This window comes from Roseococcus sp. SYP-B2431, assembly GCF_004336745.1.
Taxonomy (GTDB): domain Bacteria; phylum Pseudomonadota; class Alphaproteobacteria; order Acetobacterales; family Acetobacteraceae; genus Roseococcus.
The window spans coordinates 641390-663737 of record NZ_SJXD01000011.1; the positions used below are offsets into that span (position 1 = coordinate 641390).

General features: G+C 70.3%; 19 protein-coding genes and 1 tRNA gene. 6 read left to right on the forward strand and 14 right to left on the reverse strand.

Going from position 1 to position 22348, the window contains the following annotated elements; translation table 11 throughout:
* Window positions 1-12: 12 nt before the first annotated feature.
* Both secD and EJV46_RS04355 read left to right on the forward strand, forming a co-directional pair.
* Window positions 13-2592, forward strand: a complete 2580-nt coding sequence (gene secD / locus EJV46_RS04350; protein ID WP_131548026.1) for a protein translocase subunit SecD — start codon at window positions 13-15, stop codon at window positions 2590-2592.
* A gap of 216 nt (window positions 2593-2808) precedes the next feature.
* Window positions 2809-3894, forward strand: a complete 1086-nt coding sequence (locus EJV46_RS04355) for an EAL domain-containing protein (protein WP_131547358.1) — start codon at window positions 2809-2811, stop codon at window positions 3892-3894.
* A gap of 65 nt (window positions 3895-3959) precedes the next feature.
* On the opposite strand, the gene EJV46_RS04360 is transcribed toward EJV46_RS04355, so the two are convergent.
* Genes EJV46_RS04360 through EJV46_RS04395 form a run of 8 tightly spaced genes read right to left on the reverse strand, consistent with a single transcriptional unit; the run spans window position 3960 to window position 13764 of the window.
* Window positions 3960-5126 (reverse strand): iron-containing alcohol dehydrogenase, encoded by a 1167-nt coding sequence (locus EJV46_RS04360; protein WP_131547359.1) that lies wholly within the window; start codon window positions 5124-5126, stop codon window positions 3960-3962.
* Window positions 5127-5162: 36 nt separating this feature from the next.
* Window positions 5163-6218 (reverse strand): ABC transporter ATP-binding protein, encoded by a 1056-nt coding sequence (locus EJV46_RS04365; RefSeq protein ID WP_131547360.1) that lies wholly within the window; start codon window positions 6216-6218, stop codon window positions 5163-5165.
* Complete coding sequence (locus EJV46_RS04370; RefSeq protein WP_131547361.1) at window positions 6215-7255, reverse strand: ABC transporter ATP-binding protein; 1041 nt, start codon at window positions 7253-7255, stop codon at window positions 6215-6217. The genes EJV46_RS04365 and EJV46_RS04370 overlap by 4 nt, the downstream gene beginning before the upstream one ends.
* Window positions 7255-8688: an amidohydrolase family protein gene (locus tag EJV46_RS04375; RefSeq protein ID WP_131547362.1), complete on the reverse strand. Its 1434-nt coding sequence runs from the start codon at window positions 8686-8688 to the stop codon at window positions 7255-7257. Before EJV46_RS04375 ends, EJV46_RS04370 begins: the two co-directional genes overlap by 1 nt.
* A gap of 2 nt (window positions 8689-8690) precedes the next feature.
* Window positions 8691-10313: an ABC transporter substrate-binding protein gene (locus tag EJV46_RS04380; RefSeq protein WP_131547363.1), complete on the reverse strand. Its 1623-nt coding sequence runs from the start codon at window positions 10311-10313 to the stop codon at window positions 8691-8693.
* Window positions 10314-10331: 18 nt separating this feature from the next.
* Complete coding sequence (locus EJV46_RS04385; protein ID WP_131547364.1) at window positions 10332-11201, reverse strand: ABC transporter permease; 870 nt, start codon at window positions 11199-11201, stop codon at window positions 10332-10334.
* The gene (locus EJV46_RS04390; RefSeq protein WP_131547365.1) at window positions 11198-12139 is read right to left on the reverse strand and encodes an ABC transporter permease; all 942 of its coding nucleotides are present in this window, start codon (window positions 12137-12139) and stop codon (window positions 11198-11200) included. The genes EJV46_RS04385 and EJV46_RS04390 overlap by 4 nt, the downstream gene beginning before the upstream one ends.
* The gene (locus EJV46_RS04395; RefSeq protein ID WP_131547366.1) at window positions 12139-13764 is read right to left on the reverse strand and encodes an amidohydrolase; all 1626 of its coding nucleotides are present in this window, start codon (window positions 13762-13764) and stop codon (window positions 12139-12141) included. The genes EJV46_RS04390 and EJV46_RS04395 overlap by 1 nt, the downstream gene beginning before the upstream one ends.
* A 185-nt stretch (window positions 13765-13949) precedes the next feature.
* On the opposite strand from EJV46_RS04395, the gene EJV46_RS04400 reads away from it, so the two are divergent.
* Genes EJV46_RS04400 through EJV46_RS04410 form a run of 3 tightly spaced genes read left to right on the forward strand, consistent with a single transcriptional unit; the run spans window position 13950 to window position 16884 of the window.
* Entirely contained in the window at window positions 13950-14924 is a 975-nt protein-coding gene (locus EJV46_RS04400) for a tripartite tricarboxylate transporter substrate binding protein (protein ID WP_131547367.1), read from the forward strand.
* Entirely contained in the window at window positions 14921-15403 is a 483-nt protein-coding gene (locus EJV46_RS04405; protein WP_131547368.1) for a tripartite tricarboxylate transporter TctB family protein, read from the forward strand. Before EJV46_RS04400 ends, EJV46_RS04405 begins: the two co-directional genes overlap by 4 nt.
* Window positions 15400-16884: a tripartite tricarboxylate transporter permease gene (locus EJV46_RS04410; protein WP_240782395.1), complete on the forward strand. Its 1485-nt coding sequence runs from the start codon at window positions 15400-15402 to the stop codon at window positions 16882-16884. Before EJV46_RS04405 ends, EJV46_RS04410 begins: the two co-directional genes overlap by 4 nt.
* A 128-nt stretch (window positions 16885-17012) precedes the next feature.
* On the opposite strand, the gene hydA is transcribed toward EJV46_RS04410, so the two are convergent.
* From hydA to EJV46_RS04430, 5 genes are all read right to left on the reverse strand, one after another.
* On the reverse strand, window positions 17013-18449 hold the full coding sequence (gene hydA / locus EJV46_RS04415) for a dihydropyrimidinase (protein WP_131547369.1): 1437 nt from the start codon (window positions 18447-18449) through the stop codon (window positions 17013-17015).
* Window positions 18450-18509: 60 nt separating this feature from the next.
* On the reverse strand, window positions 18510-18632 hold the full coding sequence (locus tag EJV46_RS23395) for a hypothetical protein (RefSeq protein WP_255465952.1): 123 nt from the start codon (window positions 18630-18632) through the stop codon (window positions 18510-18512).
* Window positions 18633-18713: 81 nt separating this feature from the next.
* Window positions 18714-19352, reverse strand: coding sequence for an MBL fold metallo-hydrolase (locus tag EJV46_RS04420; RefSeq protein WP_131547370.1), 639 nt, complete (start codon window positions 19350-19352; stop codon window positions 18714-18716).
* 32 nt (window positions 19353-19384) lie between these two features.
* Complete coding sequence (locus EJV46_RS04425; RefSeq protein ID WP_240782396.1) at window positions 19385-20743, reverse strand: ATP-binding protein; 1359 nt, start codon at window positions 20741-20743, stop codon at window positions 19385-19387.
* Window positions 20744-21469 (reverse strand): response regulator, encoded by a 726-nt coding sequence (locus EJV46_RS04430; protein WP_131547371.1) that lies wholly within the window; start codon window positions 21467-21469, stop codon window positions 20744-20746.
* Window positions 21470-21608: 139 nt separating this feature from the next.
* On the opposite strand from EJV46_RS04430, the gene EJV46_RS04435 reads away from it, so the two are divergent.
* Window positions 21609-21693 (forward strand) — tRNA-Leu (locus EJV46_RS04435).
* A 143-nt stretch (window positions 21694-21836) separates the two neighbouring features.
* On the opposite strand, the gene msrA is transcribed toward EJV46_RS04435, so the two are convergent.
* On the reverse strand, window positions 21837-22346 hold the full coding sequence (gene msrA / locus EJV46_RS04440) for a peptide-methionine (S)-S-oxide reductase MsrA (RefSeq protein ID WP_131547372.1): 510 nt from the start codon (window positions 22344-22346) through the stop codon (window positions 21837-21839).
* Between the last annotated feature and the right edge of the window lie 2 nt (window positions 22347-22348).

Consider the following 22348-nt stretch of genomic DNA (forward strand, 5'->3'; position numbering starts at 1 on the left):
TTTTCCGCCCTCATGATGTATTTCGCGCGCTGGAAGACGGCCGCCATCCTCCTGGTCTGCCTGCTGGGCGTGCTCGTCAGCCTGCCCAACCTGCTGCCGCGCTCGGCCTTCCCGAGCTGGGCGCCGATCCGGCAGATCTCGCTGGGACTCGATCTCCGCGGCGGCTCCTACCTGTTGCTGGAGGTCGACACCTCCGTCCTGCTGCGGGAGCGGCTGGAAGGCCTCGTGGAGGCAACCCGCCGCGGCCTGACCCAGGCCAATCCGCGCATCGCCTATACGGGGCTCGCCGCCCAGCCCGACCAGCGCCGCATGTCGCTCCGCATCACCGATCCGGCCCAGCGTGACTCCGCGCTCCGCATCGTGCGCGAGCTGGGCAATCCGGTGACCGTCACCGGCGGCGCCCAGGCGCCGGACATCGAGGTGGCCATCGCCCCCGACGGGCTGCTGACCGCCACCGTCACCGAGGCCGGCATCCGCGCCAAGTCGGCCGGCGCCGTCGAGCAGTCCATCGAGATCGTCCGCCGTCGCATCGACGAGACCGGTGTCGCCGAGGCGCTGATCGCGCGCCAGGGCCAGAACCGCATCCTGGTCCAGCTGCCCGGCGTGGAGGATCCCGGGCGCATCAAGGACCTGCTGGGCCGCACCGCCCGCATGACCTTCCATCTCCTCGACGACACCGCCAACGTCCAGGCGCCGACGCCCCCGCCCGGCGTGCTCTTCCTGAATGGCGAGCAGGCCGGCGAGCGCTACGCGGTCCGCCGCCGCGTCGAGGTCGACGGCGCCAACCTCACCGATGCCCGCGCCAGCCAGGATACGCGCTCCGGCGAATGGGTGGTGAACTTCACCTTCGACAGTGTCGGCACCCGCCGCTTCAGCGAGATCACCCGCGCCAATGTGGGCCGGCCCTTCGCCATCGTGCTGGACGACAAGGTGATCACCGCGCCCAATATCCGCGAGCCCATCACCGGCGGCCGCGGCCAGATCAGCGGCAATTTCACCGTCCGCTCGGCCAACGACCTGGCGGTGCTGCTGCGCGCCGGCGCCCTGCCCGCGCCGCTGACCGTGGTGGAGGAGCGCAGCGTCGGGCCCGAGCTCGGCGCCGACGCGATCCGGGCGGGCATGATCAGCATGGCGGTCGGCACGGCCTTCGTCTTCCTCTACATGGGCTTCGCCTATGGCCTGTTCGGCTGGTTCGCGAATATCGCGCTGGCCGTGAACATCATCCTGCTGGTGGCCTTCCTGTCCCTGCTGGAGGCCACGCTCACCCTGCCCGGCATCGCCGGCATGGTGCTCACCCTGGGCACCGCACTGGATGCGAACATCCTCATCAACGAGCGCATCCGCGAGGAGGTGAAGAACGGCCGATCGCCGATCAGCGCCCTAGAGACAGGATATACAAAGGCTTCGGGGACGATTCTCGACTCGAACCTGACCAATCTGATCGCCATGGCCTGCCTCTTCGGCTTCGGCTCCGGCCCGGTGAAGGGCTTCGCCGTCACCGTCGCCATCGGCACCATCGTCCAGATGTGGACGGCCACCGTGCTCACCCGGCTCCTCGTCGTCTGGTGGTACCGCTGGACCAAGCCGCGCGAGCTGCCCGTGCTGGAGCGCCCGGGCCTGAGCTTCGCCCAGCGGCTGGCGCGCCCGCTCTTCCGCCTCTGCCCGGACGTGACGAAGATCCGCTTCATGCGCGGGGCCGTGATGGGCCTCGTGATCTCCGGCGTGCTCTCCACCGCCTCGCTGGTCGGCGCCTTCTATCCGGGGCTGGAGAAGGGCATCGACTTCAAGGGCGGCATCATCATGGAGGTCCGCACCCAGGGCCCGGCCGACATCAACGCCCTGCGCGCGGCCACCGGCGCGCTGAACCTCGGCGATGTCGGCCTGCAGCAGTTCGGCGACGAGAGCACCCTGCTCGTCCGCCTGCCGGCGCCGCCCGAGGAGGCGCAGACCCAGCAGATCGTCTCGCGCATCCGCGGCGCGCTGGAGGCGGCCTCGCCCGGCATCCGGGTGCTTCGCGTGGAGGCGGTGGGCAACCGCGTGTCGGACGAGCTCTTCCTCGGCGGGCTGCTGGCACTCGGCCTCAGCCTGATCGCCATGCTGATCTACATCTGGGTCCGATTCGAATGGCAGTTCGGCATCGCGGCCATCATCACGCTCATCCTGGACACCACGAAGACCGTCGGCTTCATGGTTCTCTTCCAGGTCGAGTTCAACCTGACGACCATCGCGGCCATCCTCACGGTCATCGGCTTCAGCGCCAACGACAAGGTCGTGGTCTTCGACCGGATGCGGGAGAACCTGCGCAAGTTCAAGACGATGCCCCTGCAGGAGCTGGTCGATCTCTCGATCAACGAGACGCTGAACCGCAGCATCGGCACCTCCATGACGCTGCTGCTCTCAGCCTTGCCGCTCGCCCTCTTCGGCGGTGATACGCTGGCCGGCTTTGCCTGGGTGATGGTCTTCGGCATCGTGGTCTCGGCCTCTTCCTCGGTCTTCATCGCGGCGCCGATCGTGCTTTTCAGCGGCCGCAAGACGCTGCGGCGCGGCGAGCGCGAACCGGTCGCCCCCAAGGGACAGACGGCCATTCGCTAGGAGCCGGAGCCGGGGGGCCGGCGCGGCGCTCCGAGGGGCGCAGGGTCACGTCAAAATCCTTCGCAATTTGGATCAGACCACGTTTGAGATTGCATCGTATTGCGTGTAGTCTCTTAACTATGATCACGGTTCGCGGCTGTGTCGGATTTTGAGACGTTCCAGCGGCGGGCCGACCCCTCCGCCGCTGGGCTAGGCCCCGCAATTGGCCGTGTTCTGGTGCTTGCCCAGGACGAGGGGCTGATCGAGGCCGCCTCCCGTGCCGTCGGCCGCCTGCGCGGTCCCGCCCCGCTGGTCCTGCGCTCCCAGGCGGAGGTGCTCAGCGCCGTCGTGGGCAATACCAACGGCTTCGCCCATATCCTCCTCGAAGACGCCGAGCTGCCGATCCAGCGCTCCCTGGTCGACGCGCTGGCCGAGGCCTCGCCCCGCGCGGTCATCTCCCCCCTCACGGCGTTGGCGGCCCTGTCCGAGGATGGCGAGTTCCTCCTCGGCCTGCTCAACGGCACGCGGCTCATCGCCCATGACGCCCTGCGCGCTGGCCGTAGCGCCGGCGGCATGAAGGCCGGGCTCTCGGGCGATTCGCTGCTGCTCCGCTACCAGCCCATCGTCGACACCCGCACCCGGCGCCTGGTCATGGTCGAGGCCCTGGCCCGCTGGCGGAGCGAGCCGGTGTCGCTGACGCCCGTCAACTTCGTCCCGGCCATGGAGCAGATGGGCCTCTCGCGCCTGCTCGCCGCGGCCGTCACCCGCATCGCCGCCCGTGACCTCTCGCGCCTGCCCGGGCGCCTGCCCATCCCGGTCTCGGTGAACCTGCCCGTGCCCGAGATGGAGAAGCGCGACGTGGTCGCCTGGCTGGGCCAGCAGCTTCTCCGTTCCCGCCTGCCCCGGCGGCGCCTGATGGTGGAGCTCACCGAGACGGCGCCCGTGAAGGACCGCAGCCGACTGGGCCGCTCCCTTCGCCGGCTCAATGCCGCCGGGCACGGCGTCATGCTGGACGACTTCCTGCTCGACGACCCGCGCCGGAACCTGCTGGGCCTTCCCTTCGTCAGCGTGAAGCTGGACCGCTCGCTGGTGCAGTCGCTGCCCCGCTCGGCCCGGGCGCGGCAGCAGGTCCGCAGGCTGGCGCGGCGCGGGCTCTGCCTTACGGCCGAGGGGGTCTCCAGCCCGGCACTGTTCCGGCTGCTGAGGAACCTGGGAGTGGAGCGGGCGCAGGGTTTCCTGGTCGGGCGGCCACTGCCCATCGAGGCCCTGGCGGCCTGGAACGACCGGTGGCGGAAGACGCCGGTCAATGCCCTGAAAGAATAGGATCGGGGCCCTGCTCCGGACCCCGCCGGGGCGGCACACTCTCCTCCCCAGACCCCTGCCGAAACTTAGGCGTAGGCCTCGCTGTAGAGGGTCATGATCTCATCGGTCGTGGGGACGCGCGGGTTGTTGTCGGGGCTGCCGGAGGCCAGGGCCTGTTCGGCCATCACGGGCAGGAGACCGTTCCACTTGTCGGCGCCGATGCCATAGGCCGCCGGCGTGGGCACCTCCAGCTCCCGGTTCAGCGCGCGCAGCTCCTCCATGAGCTTTGCGCCGGCCAGCTGGTCGGCATCGCCCGAAGCCGCGCAGCCGACGCAGCGCGCGGCCTCCGCATAGCGCGGCAGGGCATGGTTCAGCCCGAAGCCCGTCACCGCCGGCAGCAGCATCGCGTTGGAGAGCCCGTGCGGCACGTGGAAATGCGCCCCGATCGGCCGCGACATCCCATGCACCAGCGCCACCGAGGCATTGGAGAAGGCCAGCCCGGCCAGTGTCGCCCCCAGCATCATCGCCTCGCGCGCCGCCGCATCCTCGGGGTCCTTGTAGACCCGGCGCAGATGTGGGCCGATCAGCCGCATCGCCCGCTCGGCATACATGTCCGACACGGGATTGGCCCGCTTGCTGACATAGGCCTCGAGCGCATGGGTCAGGCTGTCGATGCCCGTATCGGCCTTGGTGCGGGCCGGCACCGTCCGCGTCAGCTCGTGGTCCACGACGGCGGCGAGCGGCAGCGCGCCCAGGCCGGCGATCAGCATCTTCTCGTCGCGCGCGACATCCGTGATGACGGTGAAGCGCGTCGCCTCGCTGCCCGTTCCGGCGGTCGTGGGAACGCAGACGACGGGAAGCGCCCCCTTGTCAGCTGCGAAGGGCACCTTGAAGGTGCTCATCGGCGTGCCGGACGGCGCCGCCGCCAGGATCGCCATGGCCTTGGCGGTGTCCATCGGGCTGCCGCCGCCGAAGCCCACCAGCACGTCGAAATCGCCCGATTGCAGCACGGAGACGCCATAGGCCACGACCGTGTCGGTCGGATCCGGCACGGTCTCGTGAAAGACCATCGGCGTCATGCCGGCCGCGCGCAGCGGCTCCAGGCATTTCTCCACCGTGCCCGAGCTGACCATCCAGGGGTCGGTCACGACCAGCGGGCGGGAGAGGCCGAACTGCTTCAGCAGCTCGCCGAGGCGGGAGAGGCTGCCGCCGCCGATGATCATCTGGCGGGGCGCGACGATGGACTGGATCATGGGAACGACGTTAGCCGCCGCCGCCCGGCCTGGGAATCACCCCGGGCGGGTTTCCGCCGCCGCGGCATAGAGCGCCATGCGCTGCGCGGCCTTCTCCGTGAGCCCGCCCGAGAAGTCGAGGCCGGCGGGCGGCAGCTGGCCCGCGAAATGGCACGCAACCCCGTCCGCCAGCGGCGGGTCCTTCTCCTTGCAGATTTGCTGGGCATAGGGGCAGCGCGTGTGGAAGCGGCAGCCGGAGGGCGGGTTGAGCGGGCTCGGCAGGTCGCCGCCGAGCGGCTGCACGCGGCCGCGCCGCGACGGGTCGGGATGCGGGATCGCGGCCAGCAGCGCGCGCGTATAGGGGTGGCGCGGATTCTCGAAGAGCGCGCGCTTCTCCGCGATCTCCACGATGCGGCCGAGATACATCACGGCAATCCGGTCGGCGACGTGCTTCACCACCGCGAGGTCATGCGCGATGAAGAGATAGGACAGGCCGAGCCGCTGCTGCAGGTCGCGCAGCAGGTTCACCACCTGCGCCTGGATGGAGACGTCGAGCGCGGAGACCGGCTCGTCGCAAACCACGAGGTCCGGCCCGACGGAGAGCGCGCGGGCGATGCCGATGCGCTGGCGCTGGCCGCCCGAGAACTCATGCGCGTAGCGCTGCGCGTGGTAGGGCGCCAGTCCGACCAGCTGCAGCAGCTCCTCCACCCGGGCCTTGCGCGAGGCGGCGTCGCCGATCTCGTGGACCTCCATGGGCTCGACAATGGTCTGGCCCACCGTCAGCCGCGGGTTCAGCGAGGCATAGGGGTCCTGGAAGACGATCTGCGCGCGGCGCCGGAAGGCCTTCAACGCGGCGCCGCTCAGCTGGGTGATGTCCGTCCCCTCGAAGCCGACGCGGCCCGTGCTCGGCTCGATGAGCCGCAGCACGAGGCGCGCCGTGGTGGACTTGCCGCAGCCGCTCTCGCCCACCAGCGCCAGCGTCTCGCCGCGCTTCACCGTGAAGGAGACGCCGTCGACGGCGCGCACCAGGCCGATCTGCTTCGCGCGGATCACGCCCTGGCGGATGGGATAGTGCTTGGCGAGGTTCTCGACCTCGAGCAGCGTGTCGCTCATGCCGCCACGCTCTCTTCCACGGGCGCCCGGAGGCAGGCGGCCGCGTGGCCGGAGACGATCTCGCGCAGCAGCGGCACCTCGGCGCGGCATGCGTCGATCGCGAAGGGGCAGCGCGGGTTGAAGCGGCAGCCGGGGGGCAGCGCGAAGGGCGGCGGCACCGTGCCCTGGATGGCGAGCAGCCGCTCGCGGTCCTCGTCCAGCCGCGGGATGCTGCCCAGGAGGCCGAGCGTGTAGGGGTGCTGCGGATCCTCGAAGAGCGCGCGGGCGGAGCTGCGCTCCACGACGCGGCCGGCATACATGACGGCCACGTCGTCGGCCATCTCAGCGACCACGCCGAGGTCGTGGGTGATGAGGATGATGGACATCCCCGTCTCCGCCTGGAGATCGCGCAGCAGGTCCAGGATCTGGGCCTGGACGGTCACGTCGAGCGCGGTCGTGGGCTCGTCGGCGATGAGCAGGCGCGGCGAGCAGGCCAGCGCCATCGCGATCATCACGCGCTGCCGCATGCCGCCGGAGAGCTGGTGCGGATACTCGTCGAAGCGCCGCTCCGGCGAGGGGATGCGCACCCGCTTGAGCGCCGCGATGCCGCGCTCGCGCAGCTCGGCACGGGAGGCCCTGGGCTCGTGGACCTTGATGCCCTCGGTGATCTGGAAGCCGACCGTATGGACCGGGTTGAGCGAGGTCATCGGCTCCTGGAAGATCATGCCGATGTCGCGGCCGCGCACCTGGCGCATCGCGTCGTTCGAGAGGCCGGCGAGGTCGGTCCCCTCCAGCAGCACGCGCCCCGAGGCGATCCGCCCCGGATGCGCGACCAGCCGCATGATGGAGAGCGAGAGCACGGATTTCCCGCACCCGCTCTCGCCCACGATGCCGAGGGTCTTGCCGCGCTCCACCTCGATCGATACGCCGTCGACCGCGGTGACGTCGCCGCCGGAGGTGCGGAAAACGGTCCGCAGCCCCTCGACGCGCAGCAGGGGCTCGGCGCCGGCCGGCTGCAACAGGCCTTCGGACGCCGCGATGCGACCGGCCGGCGCCATCACAGCCACTTGAAGGTCGGGACCGCGATCTTGTCGGCGGTGCGATGGGCCCAGTCCTGCTGCGGCACCTTGGCCACGACGCGCTTCTGCGCCTCGGAGAGGTTCAGCGCCGCCTGCTTGAAGTCCATCGTCAGCACCTGGCCATCGCCGACCACCTTGAGGCCGTCCACATAGACGTCGCGGATGGCGCGGTCGCCGGCGGCGTAGATCAGCGCGCGCACGGGATCGTGGTTCGGCTGCATGCGGGGATGCGTGGCGTCCACCAGCACGAAGTCGGCGCGGCAGCCGGGCGCGAGCCGCCCGATGTCGTCACGGCCAAGAGCGCGGGCGCCGCCGATGGTGGCGGCGTCGAAGATCTCGGAGGTCGTCGTGGTGCGCGGGTCGTTCGCCTGGGTCCGCGCCAGATAGGCGACGAGGCGCAGCTCGTCGACCATGTTGTGCGGGTAGGTGTCGGTGCCCACGCCCATGTTCACGCCGGTGCGGCGATAGCGGCCGAAGTCGCGCAGCGTGATGCCGCGGCGGGCGAAGACTGTCGGGCAATGCGCGACCGTCGTGCCGGTCTCGGCCAGGATCGAGAGGTCGCTCCTGGTGTGCCAGGGCGTGCTGGAATGGTCATCCAGGAAGATGCCGTGGCCGATGATGGCACGCTCGTCGAGCAGGCCCATCTCGTGCAGCCACTGGATCGGCGTGAAGCCGTGGCGGCGCGTGATCTCATGGAACTCCACCACGGATTGCGCCGCGTGGATCTGCCAGGAGATGCCGCGCGCCTTGGCCTCGGCGCGGCTGTCGCGCAGGAGCTCTGGCGTGCAGGTGTCGATCTGCGCCGGGCAGGCCATGCCGAAGAGCCGGCCCGAGGGGTGCTGCTCCGCGCGCTGAATAAGGGTGAAGGCCTCCTCCATCGCCTTCACGCCCGCGGCCTCGTCCCATTCGTATTCGACGACATGGCCGTTGCGGGTGAACCACCGCGCCGACTTGAACATCGGGGCGATGCAGACGCGCATGCCGGAATCGGCCAGCAGGTCGAGCCAGCCCGGATGCGCCATGGAGAGGTCGGCCAGGGTCGTCACGCCGCTCAGCAGCAGCTCGGAGAGCGCCACGCGCACGCAATCCGGCACGGCCTCGGCATCCGTGCGGAAGATCGGCATGTATTCGTAGAGCGACGAATTGTAGAGGCCGGGGCTGCCGATCTCGTCGATCAGCCCCTTGTTCATCGGCTCGCTGCTCGGGTGCGAGTGGATGTTCACGAGCCCCGGCATGACCATGAGCCCGCTGCCCGAGATGACCTCGTCCGCCACGCCCTCGTAGCCGCGCCCGACGAAGCGGATCACCCCGTCCTCGAAGGCGACGTCGCCACCGGGCATATAGGCGTGGCGCTTCTCGGAGGCGTCCCAGGCGACGACGAGGTCGGCGCCCTTGATGAGCGTGACGGCCATGGTCAGCGCACCACCCGGAGGTCGAGCCCGCGATAGACGCCGATGCCGTAGAGGCCATGCGCCCGCACGCCGTCCACGCGCTGGGTCGAGAAGACCGTCAGCTGCGTGCGCGCCAGGGTGAGCCAGGGCGCCTGCTCGGCCAGGCGCCGCTGGATCAGCGCCGTCACCTCGGCGCGGCGGGCCGGATCGGTGCCGCGGCGGGCCTCTTCCAGCCAGGCGTCGGTCTCGGGGTCGTTCCAGTTCATGCGGTTCGGCGAGGGCCGGTTGCGGCTATGCCAGTAGAGCGACATCGCGTCCGTCGCGGAGATATAGGGGTAGCTCAGGATATAGGCGTCGAACTCCTGCGTCGCGAGCCGGCCCCAGGCCACCGTCGCGTCGAACATCTGCACCCGCATCTCGATGCCGACCTGGCGCAGGCCCTGCTGGATGATCTCGGCCGAGCGCTGGTTGGTGAGGTTGGTGATGCCGTACATCAGGAAGCTGGCGCGCTGGCCGTCCTTCACGCGGACGCCGTCGGAGCCCATGCGCCAGCCGGCCTCGTCCAGCATGCGGCGGGCTGCGGCCGGATCGTGGTTCGGTACCATCGCGTCCGACTGCGCGTCATAGTCGAGCGCGTTCGGGTTGATGATGTTGCGCGCCGGCAGCGCGTGGCCGGACCAGACCGCCCGTGTCAGGCCCACGCGGTCCACCGCCATATGGGCGGCGCGGCGGATGACGGGATCGCTGACCACGGGCTTGTCGACCTTGAAGCCCAGGAAGACGTCCCAGAAGTAGTTGGGCTGGGTGCTGCTGCGGATGGTCGGCACGCGGCGCATCGTGTCCCAGAAGGCTTCCGGGATGAACTGCGTGATGTCGGCCTGGCCGGCCTGCAGTGCCGCCACGCGCGCGGCCGCCTCGGGGATCACGCGCCAGACGATGCGCTCGACATGCGCCGGCCCCTGGTTCTGCAGGACGGGCGGGCCCCAGCGATAGGTGGGATGGCGCGTCATCACGAATTCGCTGCGCGGCGTCCAGTTGCCCCAGCAATAGGGGCCGGTGCCGTTGAAGCCCTGCACGCCGAAATTGTCGCCGAGGCGCTCGACGGTCGCGCGGTCGACCATCACGCCGAAATACTGGCTGAGCTGCGGCAGGAGCTCGCCGAAGGGCTCGTTCAGCTCATACTCGACCGTGTGCGGGCCGGTGGCGCGGATCTCCTTCACCGGCCCTGCGCGCCAGGCGACGGGCGAGACGACGCGGGGCGTGGTGCGGCCGATCCAGCGGTTGATGCTGTAGACCACGTCCTCGGCGGTGAAGGGCTTGCCGTCGCAGAAGGTGACGTTGGTGCGCAGGTGGAAGGTGTAGGTCTTGCCGTCCGGGCTCACCTCCCAGCGCTCGGCGAGGCCGGGGCGGATGGTGCGCATGTCGAAATCCATGCTCACCAGCGTGTCGGAGAGCATCTGGATGATCTCGCCGCCGGCCAGGGCGGTGGAGCGGTGCGGATCGTAGCGGTCGCTGTCGATCTCGCGCATGAAGGTGATCTGGTTGCGCGGCTGGGTCTGGGCCCCAGCCTCAAAAAGGGGCGCAGTGATCGCAAGCCCGAGGGCGGCCAATCCGCCGAGGGTCGCGCGTCGCCATGTCTTGATCATTTTCGAGGTCTCTCCCGTTCAGATGCGGAGCCGCGGGTCGAGCGCGTCGCGCAGCGCATCCCCCAGCAGGTTGAAGGCCAGCACGATCACGAAGATTCCGACCGAGGGAATCACGCTGATATGCGGGGCGATGAAGAGGAAGCTGCGGCCCTGCGCCGCCATGGCGCCCAGCTCGGCCACCGGCGGCTGCGCGCCGAGGCCCAGGAAGGACAGCGCCGAGCCGAGCAGGATCACCTGCCCGAGCCGCAGCGTCGAGAAGACGAAGATGGCCGAGAGGCAGTTGGGCGCCAGGTGCCGCAGGATCAGCCGCGTGTCGCTCATGCCCGTGGCGCGGGCGGCCTCGATGTAGTCCAGGCCCATCACCACGAGGGCCGAGCTGCGCACGATGCGCGCCATCAGCGGCACGGTGGCGATGGACAGCGCGATGATCACCGAGGTCAGGCCCGGGCCGAAGATGGCGGCCAGCGCCAGGCCGAAGAGGATGGCCGGGAAGCTCAGCATGATGTCCATGAGGCGCATCAGCAGCCCGTCCACCCGGCGGTAGAAGGCGGCGAGGAAGCCGACCAGCGCGCCGATCGTGCCGCCCACGACCAGCGAGGCGAGGCCCATGAAGAGCGTCACCTGCAGGCCGTAGAGCATGCGGGCGAGGATGTCGCGCCCCTGCCCGTCCGTGCCGAGCCAGTATTGGCCGTCCGGCGGCTGCATGATGGCGAGGAGGTCGGTCTCGTAGGGATCGCGCGGCGAGAGCCAGGGCGCGAAAAGGGCCAGTAGCAGGATCAGGATCACGACGAAGAGGCTGATGGCGCCGCCGGTGTCGCGCATCAGCATGCGGAGCACGGTCGGGCGGCGCGGCGCCTTGTCCATGGCGGGAATGGCGGCGGCGCTCATGCCTGCCGCACCCGCGGGTCGAGCACTGCATAGAGCAGGTCCACGGCCAGATTCACCAGGATGAAGCCGAGGCTCAGCACGATGATGGTGCCCTGCGCCATGGGGAAGTCGGCGGAGAGGATCGCGCCGACGGCGAGCCGGCCCACGCCCGGCCAGGAGAAGATGGTCTCCGTCACCACGGCGCCGCCGAGCAGGAAGCCGATCTGCAGTCCGATCAGCGTGATCACGGGGATGAGCGCGTTGCGCAGCGCGTGGCGCAGGACGACCAGCCGCTCGGGCAGCCCCTTGGCCCTCGCGGTGCGGACGTGCTCGGCGGAGAGCGTGTCCACCACGGCGGTGCGCGTCATGCGCGCCACTGGGCCGATGAAGACGCCGCCCAGCGTCACCGCCGGCAGGATGATCGCGAGGATTCCGTCCATGCTCCAGAGCGGGCCGCCGCGCCCGGTGAAGGGCAGCAGCTGCCACTGGAAGCCGACGAACCAGATCAGCACGAGGCCCAGGAAGAAGACCGGCACGGAGACGCCGGCGACGCTGACGGCCATGATCGCCTTGTCCAGCAGCGAGCCGCGCCAATAGGCCGCGATCGTGCCGAGGAAGATACCGAGCGGGATGGACCAGAAGAGCGCGCTGACCATCAGCTCCAGTGTCGGGCCGATGGTGTTCCCCAGCTCCTCCGTGACGGCGACGTTGTTGATGATGGAGACGCCGAGGTCGCCCTGGGCCAGCCGCCAGAGGTACTTGCCGAACTGCACGTAGATCGGCGCGTCCAGGCCGAGCTCGGCGCGGATCTCCGCGATGACCTCGGCCGTGGCCTGCGGGCCGGCGCGCACCGTCGCGGGGTCCGTCGGCACGACCTGCATGAGCAGGAAGCCGATCAGCAGCACGCCGAAGAGCACCGGGATCGCCAGCCCGATGCGCTGGACCGCGTGGCGGAGCATCAGGCCAGGATCCCGTGCCGGTCGAAGATCGCCGTGCCGCCGCGCAGGGTGAGATCGACCTCGGTCTTCAGGTACTCCTCCGGCGCGACCTCCGTGATGTCCTGCGAGAGGATCGCGATGTCGGCGTCCATCCCCGGCTCCAGCGTGCCGCGCGCGGATTCGGCGAAGGTCGAGTAGGCCCCGCACCAGGTGTAGCAATGCAGCGCCTGCTGGATGGAGAGCCGCTCCTCCGCGCCGAGGACCGTGCCCTGGTTGGTCCGGCGGGTGACCATGGTGAAGAGGTTCGCGAAGGGATCCACCGTGGAGACCGGCGAATCCGAGGAGGCGGCGGGATGGTGCCCCTCCTCCAGCCAGGTCCGCATGGGATAGGCGTGCTCGGTGCGCGGCCGCCCGAGGTTCTTCAGGTAGAGGTCGCCGAACTCGTACATGAAGACGGGCTGCGGCACGGGCAGGATGCCGCGGGCCAGCATGCGGCGGCGCTGGTCGCGGGTCACGAAGCCGCAATGCTCGATGCGGTGGCGGCGCCCGGGCGTGGCGCCGGCCTCCTCCATGCCGGTCAGCACCTGCTCGATCGCGGCATCGCCGATGGCGTGGATGTCGAGCTGCCAGCCCTGGTCGTGATACGTCTTCAGCAGGGCGTGGATGGTGTCGGTCGGAAAGGTGAAGACGCCGGTGCCTCCGCCGGCGCTGGCCAGATAGGGATCGAAGAAGGCCGCCGTCAGCCCGCCCGCGCTGCCGTCGGCGAAGACCTTCGCCGCGCCCCAGCGCAGCATCGCGTCGAGGTCGCCGCCCGGCTGCCAGGGGCGCAGCCCGGCCTCCCAGGCCGCATCGGCGATGCCCTCGGGATTGGCGGCGAGCACCTGCCACATGCGCTGCAGGCAGCGTCCCTCGCGCACGGCGCGCTCATAGGCTGCGACCTCCGCGAGGTTGGCGGTCATGCCGACATTCATGTCGGTGGCGGAGGCGAAGCCGAGCGAGGCCAGCCGGCGCCCGGCGGCCTCGATGGCGTCCACCATGAAGTCCTCGGTCGGCGAGGGCATGGCGGCCTTGATCAGGCTCATCGCCCGTTCCTGGATGAGGCCCGTCAGCGCGCCGCCCCTGCGCTCGATCACGCCGCCCTCGGGGTCCGGCGTGTTGTGGCCGATGCCGGCCGCGCGCAGCGCCGCCGTATTGGCCACGCCCATGTGGCCGCAGGTCCGCACGATGAAGACCGGATGGTCCGGCACCGCCGCGTCCAGTTCCGAGACGGTCGGGTGGCGGCCGATGTCGAGCGCGCCGTGGTCGTAGCCGCGGCCCAGCACCCATTCGCCCCTGGGGCGCGATCTGGCCGCTTCGCCCAGCCGCTTCAGCGCCTCGTCGAGCGAGCGGACCTCCTCGGCGCGGAGGTTCACCATCGACAGCCCCAGTCCGAAGGGCAGCAGGTGCATATGCGCCTCGTTGAAGGCAGGGATCGCGAGGCGGCCGCCCAGCTCCACCCGCTTCGTGCCGGGGCCGGCCAGCGCCTCGACTTCCGGCTTCGTTCCGACGGCCAGAACCTTGCCGCCACCGACCGCCATGGCCTCGGCCATGCCGCCGGCAAGCCCGCGGAACACCGCGCCGTCCGTGAAGATGATCTCCGCGCCCAAAGCCGATCCTCAACCCCTGTCGCGCGGATGGTCACGCGCCCCCTGCCCTGCGTCAACCGCGTGCTCGCCCCTTCCACACAACGTTACGGCCGTGGCACGCTGTGCGGAGGCAAAGGGAGGGCGGAATGCCGCGGGCTTGGGCAGCAGGCTCTGCGCGATGTCGCCCAATAACAGGACGAAACGCCATGCAACGCCGCACGATTCTCGCCGCCTCCACCCTTCTTCCCGTCGCAGCGCAGGCGCAAGGCTTCACGCCGCAGAATCCGGAATGCATCGCTGGCGCCGCGCCGGGCGGCGGCTTCGACATCTCCTGCCGCCTCACCGCGCGCATGCTGAACCAGACGGGGATCGTGGGCTCGTCGATCCGGACGCAGAACATGCCGGGCGGGATCGGGGCGGTCGCGATCAATCACATCAACGCGCAGCGCCGCGCCGATCCTAACGTGATCGTGGCCGTCTCCACCGGCTCTTGGGTCAATATGGCCACCGGGCGCTTCGGCCGTTTCGGCGAGAACGACGTGCGCTGGATCGGAGCGATCGGCGCCGATTACGGCGTCATCGCGGTGAAGAAGGACAGCCGCTTCCAGACGCTGGCCGATCTCGTGAACGCGCTGAAGGCGGATTCGGCCGGCGTGCCGATGGGCGCCGGCGGCGCGGTCGGCAGCCAGGACTGGACCAAGGCCGCGCTGGTGGCGCGCGCGGCGGGCGTCGATCCGCGCCGCATGCGCTACGTGCCCTTCGAGGGCGGGGGCCAGGCGCTGGCGGCGCTGCTCGGCGGCCATATCCAGATGGCCCCGGCCGATGCCTCCGAGGCGCGCGGCCAGTTCGAGGCGGGCGAGATCCGGCTGCTGGCCGTGCTCGCGGCCGAGCGGCTGCCAGGCGCGCTGGCCTCGGTGCCGACGGCCAGGGAGCAGGGCTTCCAGGTGGAGTGGCCCATCGTGCGCGGCTTTTACGGCCCGCCGCAGATGCCCGACACCGCCTACGACTTCTGGGTGGACGCCCTCCGCCGGCTGACGGCGCATCCGGACTGGCCGGCGCAGCGCTCGGCGCAGGGGCTCTTCGAGTTCAACATGGTGGGCGCCGAATTCACGGAGCTGGCCAAGCGCAGAACGGCGGAGTTCCGGCAACTCGCGCGGGACGTGGGCCTCGTCAGCCAATGAGTGCCGGCAGCGCCGAAGGCGCGCGAGGCACCAGCATTGTTTCCGCGGACCGGATCCTCGGCCTCCTGCTGATCATCCTGGCGGCCCTGGTCTTCTGGTCCGCGCAGTCGCTGATCGTCCCCTTCGCGGCCGATCCGCTGGGGCCCAAGGGCTTCCCCTACGCCGTCGCCGTGATCCTGGCCATCTGCGGCGCGCTCATCCTGCTGGAGCGCGGGCCGGCCTTCGCCTGGCCCGAGCGGCGCGCGGCCCCGTTCCTGCTCGTCCTCGCGATGGTCGCCTATGCGCTGCTGCTGGAGACGCTGGGCTTCATCCTCGCGACGACGGCCCTGGCGCTCGGCGTGGCGCTGCTCTTCGGCGCAGGACCGTGGCCGGCGCTGGCGACCGGCGCGGTCACGGGCCTCGCGCTCTGGGCGCTCTTCGACAAGCTGCTGGACCTGCCGCTGCCCCAGGGGCCGATCCGAGGCTTCCTCGGCGCATGATGGACACCTTCGCCGCACTGGGCGGCGGCTTCGCGGTGGCGCTGGTGCCGACGAACCTGGCCCTGGCCTTCCTCGGCTGCGTCATCGGGACCGCGATCGGCGTGCTGCCGGGGATCGGGCCGCTCAATGCCATCGCGCTGCTGTTGCCCTTCTGCCTCGCCCTGCGGCTGCCGCCCGAAAGCGCGCTGATCCTGCTGGCCGCCGTCTACTACGGCTCGGGCTATGGCGGGCGCATCACGGCCATCCTGCTGAACATGCCGGGCGAGCCCTCGGCCGTGCTGACGACGCTGGACGGCCATCCCCTGGCCCGGCAGGGCCGCGGCGGTGCGGCATTGGCCATCTCGGGCATCGGCAGCTTCGTGGGTGCGACGCTCTCCGTCATCCTGATGAGCTTCCTCTCCGTGCCGCTGGCGCGGGTGGCGGTGGCGTTCTCGCCGGCCGACTACGTGGCGCTGATCGCCTTCGCGCTCTCGCTGCTCGGCGCGGTCGGCGGGGCCTCCGCGCCCAAGGCCTGGGCGGCGGGATGCCTCGGCATCCTGTTGGCACTCATCGGCGTGGATTCCGGCACGGGGGTGGAGCGCTTCACCGCGGGCTCGCTGGAGCTGCTGGGCGGGGTCGACTTCACGGTGCTGGCGGTCGGCCTCTTCGCCATCGGCGAGATCCTGCTGCTGATCGAGACGAGCCTCCGGACCGAGGCGGCGAAGCTCGGCGGCGGGAAGCGGCTGTCCCTCCGCGAGATCCTCTTCTGCCTGCCGGCCATGCTGCGCGCGACGGGCATCGGCTTCGTCATCGGCGTGCTGCCGGGCGCGGGCGCCTCGGTGGCCTCGGCCCTTTCCTATACGGCCGAGAAGCGGCTGCACGAGAGCAAAGACACCTTCGGCAAGGGCGACCTGCGCGGCGTGGCGGCGCCGGAGACCGCCGACAACGCGGCGCAGATCGGCAATCTCGTGCCGATGCTCTCGCTGGGCATCCCCGGCTCGGGCACCACCGCGGTGCTGCTGGGCGCCCTGCTGATGTACAACATCACGCCCGGCCCCCTGCTCTTCACGCAGCGGCCGGACGTGGCCTGGGGCCTCATCGCCTCGATGTATATCGGCAATGCGATGCTGCTGCTGCTGAACCTGCCGCTGGTCGGCGTCTTCGCGCGGCTGCTGTCCGTGCCGGCCTGGGTGCTCTATCCGGGCGTGCTCGCGCTCAGCTTCGGCGGCGTCTACGCGGTGAGCAACTCCGCCTTCGACCTGCTGATGGCGATCGGCTTCGGGATCATGGGCTGGCTGTTCCGGAAGCTGGATATCCCGCTGGTGCCGATCGTGCTGGGCTTCGTGCTGGGGCGGATGCTGGAGGACAATCTGCGGCGCGCGCTGGCGCTGTCGGATGGGAGCGTGATGGAACTGGCGGCGTCGCCGGTGTCGATCGTGCTGTGGGGGATGACGGTGGTGGCGGTGCTGTGGCCGCTGCGCGCGAAAATCTGGAAGAATTGAGGGGCTCTGCCCCTCGTTGTCTCCGCTTCGCGGCCAACCCCCGGCAGGGCTTTATGCCCTGCACCCCGATAGTTCTAGGGTCCAGGGCCAAAAGCCCTGGCGGGAGAGTGTGAGAGGGCAGAGCCCTCTCACGAACCCACGAAGTCGTTCGCCAGCACGCCGCGCGGCGCGATGAACGAATAGGGCCCGCGCGGCAGGAACTGCGCCGTCCCCTCCTCCGCCTGCACCACCCCGTCGCGCATCACGACCTCGCCGCGGCGGATGGTCATCACCGGCCATCCCGTGACCTCCATCCCCTCATAGGGCGTGTAGTCCGCCACGTGCTGCATGAGCGCGTTGGTCAGCGTCTTCTTCGCCTTCGGATCCCAGATCGCGAGATCGGCATCGGCGCCGACGGCGATGCTGCCCTTGCGCGGCGCCAGACCCATCAGCCGCGCCGGGTTGGTCGAGGTCAGCCGCACGAAATCGTCCAGCGTGATGCGCCCCTTGGAGACGCCCTCGCTGAACAGGAGCGGCAGCCGCGCGGCGAGGCCGGGGATGCCGTTCGGGATGTCGCGGAACACCGCGTCGCGGCCATTCTGCGCCTTGCCCTTGTCGCCCCCGAAGCTGAAGGCGCAGTGGTCCGACGAGACCACGTCCAGCACGCCGCGCCGGATCATGTCCCAGATGCGGGCGTGCTCGTCGGCACCGCGCGGCGACGGGCTGCACATGAACTTGGCGCCCTCGAAGCCCGGCCGGTCCATGTCGTCGGCGGTCAGCGTGATATATTGCGGGCAGGTCTCCCCCCAGACCTTCACGCCGCGCGCCTGGGCGCGGGCGATCTCCTCGGCCGCCTCGGCGCAGCTGACATGGAAGACCTGGATGGGCTGATCCACGAACTCGGCTAGCGCGATGGCGCGGTGCGTGGCCTCACGCTCCACGACGGGCGGGCGCGACCAGGCGTGGTACTTCGGCGCGGTCATCCCCGCCTCCAGCAGCTTCTGGGTGCGCCAGTTGATCGCGTCGTAATTCTCGCAATGGACGGTGACGAGGCAGCCGAGCCTGCGCGCCGTGGTCAGCACCTTGAGATACTGCGCGTCCGACAGGTGCACCGCGTCATAGGTGAGAAACACCTTGAGGCTGCGGATGCCCTTGGCGACGAGCTGCGGGATCTCCTTCTCCATCACCTCGTCGGTCGGGTCGGCGATGATCTGGTGGAAGCTGTAGTCGAGCATTCCCTTCCGCGCCCGCGCCTCGGCATCGGCGTGGCGCTCCAGCACGCCGCCGCCCTTCCATTGCGGGATGAAGCAGACGACCGAGGTGGTGCCGCCGGCGAAGGCCGAGCGGCTGGCGGTGACGAAGCTTTCCTCGGCGACGCCCTTGGGCTGCGCCTCCTCGATGTGGCAATGCGTGTCCACGCCGCCCGGGAGGACGAGCAGGCCATGGGCATCGACGGATGCGCCGGAGGTCTCCAGCGTCTCGGCCAGCGCCACGATGCGCCCGCTCTTCACGCCGATGTCGTAGCGCGTGGTGCCGAAGCCGGTCGCGACCTCGCCGCCGCGGACCACCAGATCGAACTCCGCCATGCCAGGCTCCCCAGGATTGCTCCGGGTCAGAATGGCGTGCCGGCGCGGCGGCCGGCAAGGCTACCGGCGCGCGCTGTTCTGGTGGATCGACAGGAACCAGAGCGGCAATGCCGCAAAGAGCGCCACGGCCAGCACCGCTGAAGTCAGGAGTCGGGGCTCAACGGCCGCGGTGACGGGGATCATCGCCAGCCAGCCTAGCACGGCGTCCGCCAGAGCCCCGTCCGAAGGCGCGGCCGAAGCCCATCCTATTCGTTGGGGCCCATTCTATTCGTTGAGGAACGGGTTGGTCCGCCGCTCCGTGCCGAAATCCGAGCTCGGGCCGTGGCCGCAGACGAAGCCGATCTCGTCGCCGAGCGGCAGGAGCTTCGTCTTGATCGCGGATATCAGCGCGGCGTGGTCGCCATAGGGAAAGTCGGTGCGGCCGATGGAGCCCTGGAACAGCACGTCGCCCACGAAGGCGACCCTCAGCCTTGTGCTCACATAGACGAGGCTGCCGGGGGAATGGCCGGGGCAATGGTAGATGGCGAATTCCGCGCCGCCGATCATCACCGTCTCGCCCTCGTCCAGCCAGCGGTCGGGCACGAGGTTGCGCGCACCGTCGAGGCCATAGGCGCGGCCCTGGTTCTCCAGATGGTCGACCAGGATCTTGTCGGCGACATGCGGCCCGATCACCGCGACGCCGGTCCGCTCGCGCAGCTCGTCCGCCCCGCCGGCGTGGTCGATATGGCCATGCGTCAGCAGGATCTGCACCAGCTTCAGCCCCTGCTTCTCGAGCTGGGCCAGGATCTGGTCCACGTCGCCGCCGGGATCGATGACCGTGGCCTCCAGGGTCGCGTCGTCCCAGACCAGCGTGCAGTTCTGCTGGAAAGGGGTCACGGGGATGATGCCAGCCTTGAGGGCCATGGGGTGCTCCGGAGACGCCAGGCTTCCGGTTATCACCCGGGCAGCCGGATCGCCACCCTCAGCCCGCCCTCGCGGCGGTTGTGCAAGCTCACCTCGCCGCCATGCGCGCGCAGGATGCTGCGGGCGATGGTGAGGCCGAGGCCGGTGCCCCCGGTCTCGCGGTTCCGGCTGTCCTCGAGGCGCTGGAAGGGCTGGAAGACCTTCTCCTGCATGGCCTCCGGGATGCCCGGGCCCGCATCGTCCAGCAGCATGACCACGCTCTCGCCCCGCCGCTCCAGGGCCAGCCGGGCGGCATCGCCGTATTTCAGCGCATTGCCCACGAGGTTGGAGAGCGCCCGCTTCAGCGCCACCGGCCGGACGCGCATCACCAGGTGCTCGGGCCCGTCGAAGGCGATGCCGGCGGCGTGCTCGGGGTTCGCGTCGGCCGCCTCGTCCAGCACAGTGCGCGCGAGGCTCGCGATATCCACCGAGGCCGCCGGCTCGTTGGCCGCATCGTCGCGGGCGAAGGCCAGCGTCGAGGCGATCATCGCCTCCATCTCGGCCAGGTCCGCCAGCATCTTGGCGCGTTGCTCCTCATCCTCGAGGAACTCGGCGCGCAGCCGCAGGCGCGTGATCGGCGTGCGCAGGTCATGGCTGATGGCGGCCAGCATCTGCGTGCGGTCGGCGACGAAGCGGCGGATGTTGGCCGCCATGGTGTTGAAAGCGGCCGCCGCGGTGGCGATCTCGGCCGGCCCGGATTCAGGCAGCGCCGGCGCGTTCACGTCGCGCCCCAGCCGGGTGGCGGCGGCGGCGAGGTCGGCCACGGGCCGCGTCAGCCGGCGCACGCCCCAGAGGATCAGCAGCGCCGCCGTCACCGACATGGCGATGAAGGCGATCAGGAAGGTGTCGGAATGCCAGGGCCGCGGATGCGGATGGCGAAAGGTGAGGTTCAGCCAGCCCTGGTCCGGGAAGCGCATGGAGATGGCGAAGCTGTCGGGGCCGATCTCGCCCGTGCGGACCTCCGCGGGCCGGAACCGGCGCGGCGGCGCCGGCAGCGCGTTGGGGCCGGGGCCCTCGATACGGAAGAGGCGCGCGATCTGCAGCGGGATGGGCCGCAGGCCCGAGGGCGTGGTCGCCTGGGCATCATAGGAGGCGGCCAGGGTGTTGGGGAGCTCGGCCTCGCCGAGGATGGCCGCCCGCCGGTCGGGCGGCGAGATCACCAGCGCGCGCCAGAGGTTGAAGGCCCGCACCGAGTTCTCGCGCGCCTCCGAGGCCCGCTGCAGCTCCACGCGGTCGAAGGCGTGGATGGTGAGGCCAAGCGCCTGCACCGCCATGAGGCCGAGGATGAGCACGAGCGCGGTGCGGCCGGCGAGGCTCGCGGGCCAGAAGCGGCGGAGCAGTCCGGCCGCCACTCAGGCGCGCTCGACGTTGGCCGAGAGCACGTAGCCGCCGCCGCGGACCGTCTTGATAACCGAGGGGTTGCGCCCGTCATCCTCCAGCTTGCGGCGCAGCCGCGAGACGGCCACGTCGATTGCCCGGTCGAAGGGGCCCGGCTGGCGGTTGTGCAGCAGGTCCATGAGCATGTCGCGGGTCAGGACGCGGTTGGGACGCTCCAGCAGGGTCGTCAGCAGCTCGTATTCGCCGCCCGTGAGCGGCACCTCGGCGCCCTGCGGGTTGAGCAGCCGCCGGCGCGAGGCCTCGAGGATCCAGCCGGCGAAGGTGAGCGTGCCGCCGGCCTCCTCGCCATGGCCATTGGCGTCGCCGCCGCCCTGGGCGCGCCGCAGCACGGCGCGGATGCGGGCCAGCAGCTCGCGCGGGTTGAAGGGCTTGGCCATGTAGTCGTCGGCGCCGAGCTCCAGGCCCACGATGCGGTCGGTCTCCTCCCCCATGGCGGTCAGCATGACGATGGGCACGTTGGACTGGCTGCGCAGCCAGCGCGCGACGTCGAGGCCGGATTCGCCGGGGAGCATGAGGTCGAGCACGACCAGGCTGTAGCGCGCGAGCGGCCAGACGCGCCGGGCCTCGCGCGCGTCGCGGGCCAGGGTGACGCGCAGGCCCTGCTTCTCCAGGAAGCGCCCGAGGAGCTCGCGGATCTCCCGGTCGTCGTCGAGGACCAGGATGTGAGGGGTGGGTTCCATGCGTGGCATGTTACAATCGGCGTCGGTTTCGGTGCGTCGTGAATTGTAACAGGATTGCCCCTGAGGCGGACGCCGCCCTGCTGTCCCGCCCCGGGGCAAATTGCGAAGATGGCGCGGGGCGTGCTATCGCGGCGGCGCTGCGGGCGTGGTGGAACTGGTAGACGCGCCGGACTCAAAATCCGGTTCCGCAAGGAGTGTCGGTTCGATTCCGACCGCCCGCACCACTTTGCTTGGCGCGATGCCGCCCGCCAACCCATCGCGCGGGTTCGGCATCGCTCCGCTCAGCCGCACCACTTTGCTTGGCGCGCCCCCGAGCCGGCGCGCCCGCCCATGACGGATGGCGCGCTGCGGGCGTGGCCGCCTCGCCCTACTCCGCGGCGCTGGCGCGCACCGGCAGCTTCCAGTTCGGCCGGATGAAGTGGCAGGTGTAGCCGTTGGGGATCCGCTCCAGATAGTCCTGGTGCTCCGGTTCCGCCTCCCAGAAAGGGCCCACCGGCGCGACCTCGGTCACCACCTTGCCCGGCCAGAGGCCCGAGGCCTCGACATCGGCGATGGTGTCCAGGGCGACGCGACTCTGCTCCTCACTCGTGTAGTAGATGGCCGAGCGGTAGCTCAGGCCGACATCGTTGCCCTGGCGGTTGCGCGTCGTCGGGTCATGGATCTGGAAGAAGAACTCGAGCAGCCGCCGGTAGCTGATCCGCGCCGGGTCGAAGACGATCTCGATCGCCTCGGCATGGGTTCCGTGGTTGCGGTAGGTCGCGTTCGGGACGTCGCCGCCCGAATAGCCGACGCGCGTGGAGACCACGCCGTCCATGCGGCGGATCAGATCCTGCATGCCCCAGAAGCAGCCACCGGCGAGCACGGCACGTTCGGTCATCG